General features: G+C 64.5%; 11 protein-coding genes and 1 pseudogene. 8 read left to right on the forward strand and 4 right to left on the reverse strand.

Features of this window, described 5'->3' with window-relative positions:
* Positions 1-278: 278 nt before the first annotated feature.
* On the reverse strand, positions 279-1403 hold the full coding sequence (locus AC08OT_RS17270; RefSeq protein WP_476594111.1) for a DUF262 domain-containing protein: 1125 nt from the start codon (positions 1401-1403) through the stop codon (positions 279-281).
* A gap of 438 nt (positions 1404-1841) precedes the next feature.
* On the opposite strand from AC08OT_RS17270, the gene AC08OT_RS17275 reads away from it, so the two are divergent.
* The 6 genes and pseudogenes from AC08OT_RS17275 to AC08OT_RS17300 all read left to right on the forward strand — a co-directional run bounded on the left by AC08OT_RS17275 (position 1842) and on the right by AC08OT_RS17300 (position 4641).
* Positions 1842-2102, forward strand: coding sequence for a ParA family protein (locus tag AC08OT_RS17275; RefSeq protein ID WP_476594112.1), 261 nt, complete (start codon positions 1842-1844; stop codon positions 2100-2102).
* A gap of 147 nt (positions 2103-2249) precedes the next feature.
* Entirely contained in the window at positions 2250-2630 is a 381-nt protein-coding gene (locus AC08OT_RS17280) for a ParA family protein (RefSeq protein ID WP_476603040.1), read from the forward strand.
* A 444-nt stretch (positions 2631-3074) separates the two neighbouring features.
* Positions 3075-3251 (forward strand): hypothetical protein, encoded by a 177-nt coding sequence (locus AC08OT_RS17285; RefSeq protein WP_476596228.1) that lies wholly within the window; start codon positions 3075-3077, stop codon positions 3249-3251.
* Between the two features lie 289 nt (positions 3252-3540).
* Positions 3541-3783: pseudogene (locus AC08OT_RS17290) on the forward strand (flavodoxin); the annotation flags it as partial.
* Positions 3784-4075: 292 nt separating this feature from the next.
* Positions 4076-4360 (forward strand): type II toxin-antitoxin system Phd/YefM family antitoxin, encoded by a 285-nt coding sequence (locus tag AC08OT_RS17295; RefSeq protein WP_476594115.1) that lies wholly within the window; start codon positions 4076-4078, stop codon positions 4358-4360.
* Entirely contained in the window at positions 4360-4641 is a 282-nt protein-coding gene (locus AC08OT_RS17300) for a type II toxin-antitoxin system RelE family toxin (RefSeq protein ID WP_476594116.1), read from the forward strand. The genes AC08OT_RS17295 and AC08OT_RS17300 overlap by 1 nt, the downstream gene beginning before the upstream one ends.
* A gap of 480 nt (positions 4642-5121) precedes the next feature.
* Here the strand turns inward: AC08OT_RS17300 and AC08OT_RS17305 are convergent, their stop codons facing one another.
* Together AC08OT_RS17305 and AC08OT_RS17310 are read right to left on the reverse strand one after the other, a co-directional pair.
* Complete coding sequence (locus AC08OT_RS17305) at positions 5122-5475, reverse strand: transposase family protein (protein ID WP_476594117.1); 354 nt, start codon at positions 5473-5475, stop codon at positions 5122-5124.
* Positions 5476-5481: 6 nt separating this feature from the next.
* Positions 5482-5775 (reverse strand): helix-turn-helix domain-containing protein, encoded by a 294-nt coding sequence (locus tag AC08OT_RS17310; protein WP_476594118.1) that lies wholly within the window; start codon positions 5773-5775, stop codon positions 5482-5484.
* 349 nt (positions 5776-6124) lie between these two features.
* Here AC08OT_RS17310 and AC08OT_RS17315 point away from each other — a divergent pair, with 349 nt between their 5' ends.
* Together AC08OT_RS17315 and AC08OT_RS17320 are read left to right on the forward strand one after the other, a co-directional pair.
* The gene (locus AC08OT_RS17315) at positions 6125-6274 is read left to right on the forward strand and encodes a hypothetical protein (RefSeq protein ID WP_476594119.1); all 150 of its coding nucleotides are present in this window, start codon (positions 6125-6127) and stop codon (positions 6272-6274) included.
* A 293-nt stretch (positions 6275-6567) separates the two neighbouring features.
* Positions 6568-6948 (forward strand): WS/DGAT domain-containing protein, encoded by a 381-nt coding sequence (locus AC08OT_RS17320; protein WP_476594120.1) that lies wholly within the window; start codon positions 6568-6570, stop codon positions 6946-6948.
* A gap of 373 nt (positions 6949-7321) precedes the next feature.
* Here AC08OT_RS17320 and AC08OT_RS17325 read toward each other — a convergent pair.
* Positions 7322-7531, reverse strand: a 210-nt coding sequence (locus AC08OT_RS17325) for a winged helix-turn-helix transcriptional regulator (protein ID WP_476603041.1), incomplete at its 5' end; no start/stop codon positions are given.

Below are 7531 nucleotides of genomic sequence, written 5' to 3' on the forward strand. Positions count from 1 at the left end.
GCATTGGGTTCTGCGTCCGCTCCAACCAGCCAAGCGAGAAGTTCCTGACGTGGCCGTAGGACAGCCTGCTGGTGTACGCGCGGAATGTCCCCGCCACGGTCTGCTCTAGATATCCGCAGCTTCGGATCACCAGCAGTCGCGCAAGCCAGGAAACGACCTCTTGATTATCCGCAACTCTTTCCTGATCTTGTACCAGTACAGCTAGCTCGGACAGGCGGTCTAAAATAATTCTGGTCTCAGTCGGCGGCCAGACCTCGGCGCGTTCTCGCCTGCTCATGTCAGATGCGGGAGAAAGCTCTCGTCGCCAGCGCCAGACGCATCCGTACGCTCTCCTCGTCAGCCGTTGCGCGCGTGGTCACGTAATCCAGGTCAGGTTCGTTGAGAAGCGCGTCGATGGCGCGGCTGACCTCAGCTGCTGTCGGTTCGCTACCGGCATCAAGCCTACGGGCCAGTCCTACCAAAAGCGCCTCGGTGAGAGCCGCATTGAGCTGACGCCCCCGGCCGCGAATGGCGCTTCTTCCGGCCTCCTCCAACACAAGCTGCGCTGCCCTGTCGAATCGTTTTTCGATCAGCTTGGCGTCCAGCTCGTTCAGTCGGCGGTGAGCGCCAACAAAATCGTTCAGGTATTTCTTGAGAGGGCGTTTATAACTACCCGGTGACACGTAGAGGGCGATGAATCTGAGCACGATCTCCTGATCGCGTAGCCGTGGTGATGGCGGCCCGTAGAGAGCGCGCCACGACGGGTTCTCGTTCAGAGCGGTGAGGAACTTGATGAACTCGCCTGCATAGAGTGCCACGCGAATCTCGTGCGGCGTGAGCTGCGTACCGCCCGAGTTCAGCCGCTCGAAGATCTGGTAAACGCCGTCGAGTGACTCGCGGGTGCCGTCAGTTTTGACTATTGTCGCCTGGATGAAGGTATTGTCGAGCGTGCGGCGCTGTTCGGGTGAAAAAGTTTGATAGGTCAGCCCCTGGAATCTGGCGGCCACGTTCTGAAGTGCGAACTCGCGCCCGTTGATGCTGCCATTATAGAAGAGGCTCAGGGTCTTTATTCGCTGCTGCCCATCAAGAACGAGATAGCGGCGGTCCTGTTGTTGGACAAGGAATATACCCGGAATGGGGTATCCGAGCAGTAGGGACTCGATGAAACGGTCCATCTGCGAACGCTTCCAGACGAACTCGCGCTGGAAGCCGGCTGTCTCGATGCCGGGATCATCATTGCCAAAGGACGGTACTATTATGTCGCCCCGATCGTGTCGACGGACCAGACCCTCGACGTCGAAGTCGGTGCCGCTGTAGCTGATCTGCGGAGGGTCGGGGTCCACCTCCTGGAGCTCGGCCCTGTCGTCGTCGCGCAGGTCCTCGGAGTCGCTGTCGTCGCCAGCTTGCTCAGCCAGCTCGGTCACCCCCTCGAAAAGCCGTGCGACATGTTGCCGAGTCAGTAAGAACTCAGGGCAGGCCGCCAAGTGGGACCGTCCAGCGCGGGTGGCCGGAGCCTTCACCGAGTCGACCAGCCCAAGTGGCCAAGCTGCCGCACAGGTTACCACCATCGACACACTGGCGAAGTCGTCGCACCTCAGGGCCGATCCGACGGAGCCGCGTAGGCCGGCTCGGTTCGAACCTGCTGGTCAGATCTGCTCAGGGCGGCTTAGCCCAGAATGGTCATCGGGTGCGACCACAGGCGCGATTCATGGCGTTCTCCTGAATGTGGCGCAGGCGGATGGCATGCTGTGGAGATGGGGGTGATTTTCCGTTGTGATCTCACAGGATTGGCGGGGAAGCGGCTTGGTCCAGTTGCGGCCGACCGAACGCCGTCGCGCATCCAATGTCCGCGGGGTTTGATGATGCAGGTCGCTACCGTGGTCAACTCCAAGGGCGGTGTCGGGAAGACGACTCTGACGGCCAACGTCGGTGCGGAGCTTGCGCGTCGAGGACGTCGTGTTCTCCTGCTCGACCTGGACTTTCAGGCCAGCCTGACGCACTCCTTCTATCGGCCGGCGGACGTCGAGCGACAGATTAACCGGCGAACCGTCGCGGACTGGTACATGGCAGCTGGTCGTCGAGGGGCCGGGCCAAACCTCATGCGGTACGTTTCCTGGCCGTAGGAAGTTCGGGCGCATACCAGGAGAAACGGCGGTGAGCTTGCAATTGTGGCTTCTGCCCCGAAGCTTGAGAGCGTTGCTGCCAGGCTCGGTGTAGAACTCGGTGACCCCAGTTCACGCCGCTATCAGGATCGTCACCGCCGAGTAGTGATGCGACTGGCCGATGGCCTACGGCTGCTCCGCCGTGAGGGATTCGACTACGTGCTTATCGACTGCCGGCCGGATTTTGAGATACTCACTCGATCTGCGATCGTGGCCAGCGAAGGGATTCTGGTCCCTGCGCAGCCGGAGAGGCTGGCTACCTTCGGTATCCGCCATCTGACCGAAAGACTTACCGACTTCAAGAAGAATAACTTCGAGATCCTTGGATGGTCTCCCTCCGGCGAGAACCGAGTGGAAGACCTGGCGCCTGCCTTTCTAGGTGTTGTGTTCACTCGAGTAAGGAATGGGGGTGGGGGCCCGGGCCCACCCCCTCGAGCCAGCGGGTTATCGACGAGGTTCGCCGCCTCTTCCCTACATTTACTGCGATGATGCGCGAGAGCCTGGATTTCCAGACGGATGTCGACAGGCTCCTGCCAGCGGTGTTCGGACTATGTCCCGACATAGCGGCAGAAATCCATGCTTTAGTCGACGAATTCGAAAGCAGGATTGGACCGTAATCTGATGGCTGAAGGAATGACGTCCGTCCTCGCAGTGCTGGAGAGGGTCTCGGCGCTCATCCGGAGTTTCGATGATCAGACCGTGGTTGATCTAGCTGCTGGCCGGCTCGTCCTCACGGTGCAGCGAGCGCCTGACCGGCCGGTCTTCGGCGCCGACGTAGCCGGGGAACGGACCACCAGTCCGCCGGCGCCCGAAAGCGTGCCGCGGGGGAGGATCGGCACGATCAAGGACGGATCGACAGTCATGGCTGGTCAACCTGACTCCGCGTCCGTACGCCAACGCCTCGATGAGATGGGTAGCCGAGAGGAGGCGCACATGTTCCTTGAGAGGATCGCCAGGAACAAGCAGATCCTCCAGCGGATCGGCCGAGATCTCGGAGTTCGGGTGAGTCTGGGGCGCCGGCGTGACGAAATGATTGACACGATCGTCAACTCCGCGGTGGGAGTCCGTCTCGACCAGGAGGGTATCGGCAGACGGGTCACGTCCTTGTGATTGGCCAATGCCGGACCGCCGAGCAAGGCCAGCAATTCCGATAGGAACGCGTCGGCGGGGTACGCTCCGGCCCGGTTCTTCTCGGTCCGGACGGCTGGCCCGATCATCGCCACCGCCCGCTACGCCGCTACGCCCGCTGGACCCTTTCAGCGAGTGGGCTGGGAGCCGGGCGCGACGACCGCTGCGCCCCTGATGCCGTAGCTGGCTGGCGCGCCTGCGCCCCATCCGGTCGGTCCAGGGCTGATCCATTGATAACGATGGGTGATAGCCCCGTGACCAGGGTTCGGCGCATTTCTGCGACCAGCTCTACTATCCCGTGCTGGAAGCGACAGTCGGCCGCCCGTACGCCCTCTACGTCCACGGCAACAGCGATACGGCCGGCGCGATCCGCGGCGTGGAAACCATCGCCACCGGGCTGAAGTGAAAGCGCCTGCACGCGCCACTGTCGATCGTCGGCGAGGTGGACGTCGCGACACGAGAGGCCTGCTGGGGACTCGGCGCCACGGCCGCGGCCAGCCTGATGCCCAGGTGACCCGGACCCAGCAGTCAATCGACCACGGGCATGCGGATGTCCGACCCGCGGGCGGCAGCGGATGGTCGTTCAGGAGCCGCGCCGTCGTCGGGGGTGGCCGCTACGGGGCGAGTTCGTCGATCGTCAGGCCGACGTCATTCAGAATGCCGCGTAGGGCGCCCTTCGCAAGGTCGCGGGTGCTGAAGCGATCCCAATCTCGTAGACAGTCGACGAGAGCGCGCTGGATGATCGGCCCGAAGTTAGACAGCCACCAGCATGACCAGAATAGCGACCGGTCCTTATAATGACCCTCATGGAGACCATACCGATCACCGAGGCGAAGGCCCGGATTGCCGAGCTGGCCGAGCGGGTAGCCAGAGAACATGATCACTTCACGATCACGCGCAACGGACGCGCGGATGTGATGCTGATCTCCGTTGCCGAGTACGAGTCGATGCGCGAGACCCTCGACCTCCTGTCAGACGGCGAGGCTCTCGCGGATTTGCGGCAGTCGCGGGACGACTTCGCCGCGGGTGACACCTTCGCCTTGGGCGAGGTCGTGGCCGAACTGGAGCAGCGGCGGGCCGGGGACGGGTGATGGCCGCCAGCGGCGCACCCTACGAGGTCGCGCTGTCGCGCAGGGCACGGAGAAACCTCCACGAGGACCTGCCCCTGGAGGTCGCGGCCGCCGCACTGGAGACGATCCAACGAGCGATCGCCATGAACCCTTACCGGGTCGGGAAGCCGTTGGACGAGCCCTTCGACGGCTTCTACTCGGCGCGCCGCGGAACCTACCGCATCATCTACCGGATCGACGCGGCCAAACACCTGGTAGAGATCCACTCCATTCGGCATCGGCGAGACGTCTATCACCTTTAAGTCAGGGCAGGAGGCCAAGTGTCCGGCGTGCCTTGACGACGATGAAATGGCGCCGGTCAACCGTTGCGACCTCGTCGATACCGAGGCGCTCCGCACACGCAATGACCGAGGCGTCGACCGTGCCGAGACGCCGGTGGCCACCACGAGGCTCACGCCCACCGCACCCACGCCGGCCAGAGATACCATCTCCCCGGGGCCGCAACTACCGGAAACGAGGTCGGGCGCACCGCGACTGGTGTGACCATGCAGCACACCGTATTGCGCCGCCTTTACCAGCAAAATGATCCCGTAACACACGCAACCGTGAGATGAATGTGTCGCTCTGCCGGCAACCGCGTCGAGTTCAGGTAAGGATGACATGATCGAGAAGCCACGGCCGGGCGATCGCGGCGCCCCGGAGAGACGGTCGCTTGCTGGCAAAAACGGTGTGAACCTCGATACCTGTAGTTAGATCAATTAGCATTTTCAAAGTCGGTTTTTCTAGATCTCTTCCGGCTTCAGGACGAAGACGGTTTGGGTGAATGCGCCGACCCGGCGTGGGCGGCCGCGGAAGCGGCTGAAGACGCGCCAGTTCTTCAGGACCGCGAAGCCACGCTCACCGGGTGCGCGGGTAGCCGCGCGGGCGCGGTTGCTTTCCTTGATGTCGTCGGGCAGCTCGCTGTTCGCGGGCTTCTTGCGGGGAACGAGGAGCAGGCCGCTCTCGCCGCCGGCGTAGCCCTTGTCCGCGTAGAGGTAGATCGTCTCCGCGCGGTTGATCACACGGAGGGCGTCGTGGGCCCGGGCTGCGGTGAGGTCGTGGGTCGAGCCGGGCAGCCCGTCGGAGATCCAGATCATCCGGCCCTACAGGTCCATCAGGCCCTGGAAGTTGCTCCAGGTCCAGGCGAACGTCCAGACGGCCGCGAGCAGGCTGCGCCCGCGCCTGGCGAGCAGCTCGACGGCCTCCCGGACATAGGTGCGGGCCGTGCCGACGCTGGCCTGGAAGCCGGCGGCCAGGTGTTCGTGGGTGTCGCCGTTGCGCAGGTGCGCGAGCACGCGCAGCGCCTGGTCGCGAGGGGACAGCTCGCGCCAGGTCCGAGGCCGGTCGCGGTCGTCGGCCAGCAGCGTGGCCAGGAACTCCAGGGTCGGCTCGGACACGGTGATGACGCCAGGGTAGGTCAGCAGTGGAAGTCCTCGGTCAAGGCCACATGATTAGACACCCTGTGATCTACCGAGGACTTCTCTGTTTCTCGTGTCCGGACGGACAGTAGCCGGACAACTTCCGGCCTCCGGGTGGCCCGCCGGCCGTTCCCTCAAACGCGTGAGACAGAACATTCCCTCGATTCACGCAAAACAACCTTGAAAATGCTCACTTCCCACCGGGCACGGACGGTTTTCGTATAAAGCGAGGGAATGCTTCTACCCCAAGAGGCGGAAACAGAAGCATCTTGAACGAACCGACCGTTCCTGGTCCACCCTGGCGTGGATGTCGTCGAGAGGAAACGGCATGACCTATGTATCCACAAATGTCGCCGAGTGCGGGCCGCGGACCAGGCCGCTGACCACCGGCGATCGAGCGTTCTTCCATTTCACTCTGCAGAATCCCGGAGAGTTCCTGGAGGGGGCGTGGTGCTCTGTGTCGACGACCCGGCCCTGACCCTCGCGGCGCGGCGCGGCACACCTGGGCGGTGACCGAGCTGGAGCGGCTGCGTCGGATCGCCCGACGCGAGGGCGTCACGGTCAACGACGTCTACCTCGCGGCGGTCGCCGGCGTCCTGCGCACCTGGTCCCTGCCGGAATGGACACCCACGACGGCCGACGGGTCCGGCCGCGCACGCCGTCTCTTCCCCCCGCCTCTCTCGTCAGCGTGCCATCCACACGGCGATGCCGATCAACGTGCGCACCCCGGACGAATAGGAGATCCTTTCCAATTTCACCCTGGGCATACGAGTGCCGCTGCCCTGCACCGAGGCCGATCCCTGGCGGCGGCTCGCCCAGATCGCCGAGCAGACCCGACGCGTCAAGGCACAGGGCGGGTTCGGCGTGGTCGAACGGAAGCTTCTGGACGGAATGCCGCACACCACATCGCCCCGTGTGTTCGCGCAGATCGTCGCCGTCGCGGCCCGCCCGACGGGCGCCGCTCTGGTCACGAGCAACCTGGGGACGATGGTGGGCCCGTACACGGTGGCCGGCCGCCGGGTCACCACGCTGATCGGCATGGCGCCGCTGTTCGTGAGTCGCCAGCACCTGTCGGCCGCCCTGTTCGGCCTGGACGAGCAGGTCTGCGCGGCGTTCACGGCCAGCGCGAGCGTCCCCCTCCACACCGCCTAGCCGGCAACTGGCTCGCCGGGCTCGCCGCCTTCGACGGCCGCACCCAGGGCGGCCCGACGCCCGCTCCCGCGAGTTCCCGGGGTCTCCCGGTCGTCCCGGTTCTCCCAGGTCCCCGGACTCCGCCACCTGACCCGACTCCCCCGAGCGGGTCCGCCGGATCTGCCGCTCGAACGTCGCCCGCAACGGCATCAAGGGAACATTGACCACCAGCTACCCGGCGGCGGGCGTCCGCCAGGGCGACCCACGACGATGACGATTACCGCCGACTCGGCGTTGCCGTGGACGTGGCGTGCGTCACCCGGTCATGTCACGTGTTCCACAGACAGTCGTAGCTGGTGCGTGCGTAGCTGGTGCGTGGGGAGCGTGGTCGAGCTCAGCGTGGCAGTGGCCCGGAGTACGCCGCGCGTGCTCGTTGCACGGATAGAAGGTGTTGCTCGGACCACTGGGTGAGAGCGGCGAAGACGGGGGCGAGGCTCTCGCCGAGTTCGCTGATCTCGTACTCCACCCGGGGCGGGATTTCCGGGTGGTAGGTACGGACCACGAGCCCGTCGCGTTCCATCTGCCGCAGCCGCTGGGTCAGCAC

It is taken from the genome of Frankia sp. CgJB1, assembly GCF_977947065.1.

What these genes read in the sequence shown, in the direction of transcription:
- AC08OT_RS17275 (WP_476594112.1), top strand. Translation starts at nt 1,842, where the DNA reads ATGCAGGTCGCTACCGTGGTCAACTCCAAGGGCGGTGTCGGGAAGACG.
- AC08OT_RS17280 (WP_476603040.1), top strand. Translation starts at nt 2,250, where the DNA reads ATGCGACTGGCCGATGGCCTACGGCTGCTCCGCCGTGAGGGATTCGAC.
- AC08OT_RS17285 (WP_476596228.1), top strand. Translation starts at nt 3,075, where the DNA reads ATGTTCCTTGAGAGGATCGCCAGGAACAAGCAGATCCTCCAGCGGATC.
- AC08OT_RS17295 (WP_476594115.1), top strand. Translation starts at nt 4,076, where the DNA reads ATGGAGACCATACCGATCACCGAGGCGAAGGCCCGGATTGCCGAGCTG.
- AC08OT_RS17300 (WP_476594116.1), top strand. Translation starts at nt 4,360, where the DNA reads ATGGCCGCCAGCGGCGCACCCTACGAGGTCGCGCTGTCGCGCAGGGCA.
- AC08OT_RS17305 (WP_476594117.1), bottom strand. Translation starts at nt 5,475, where the DNA reads ATGATCTGGATCTCCGACGGGCTGCCCGGCTCGACCCACGACCTCACC.
- AC08OT_RS17315 (WP_476594119.1), top strand. Translation starts at nt 6,125, where the DNA reads ATGACCTATGTATCCACAAATGTCGCCGAGTGCGGGCCGCGGACCAGG.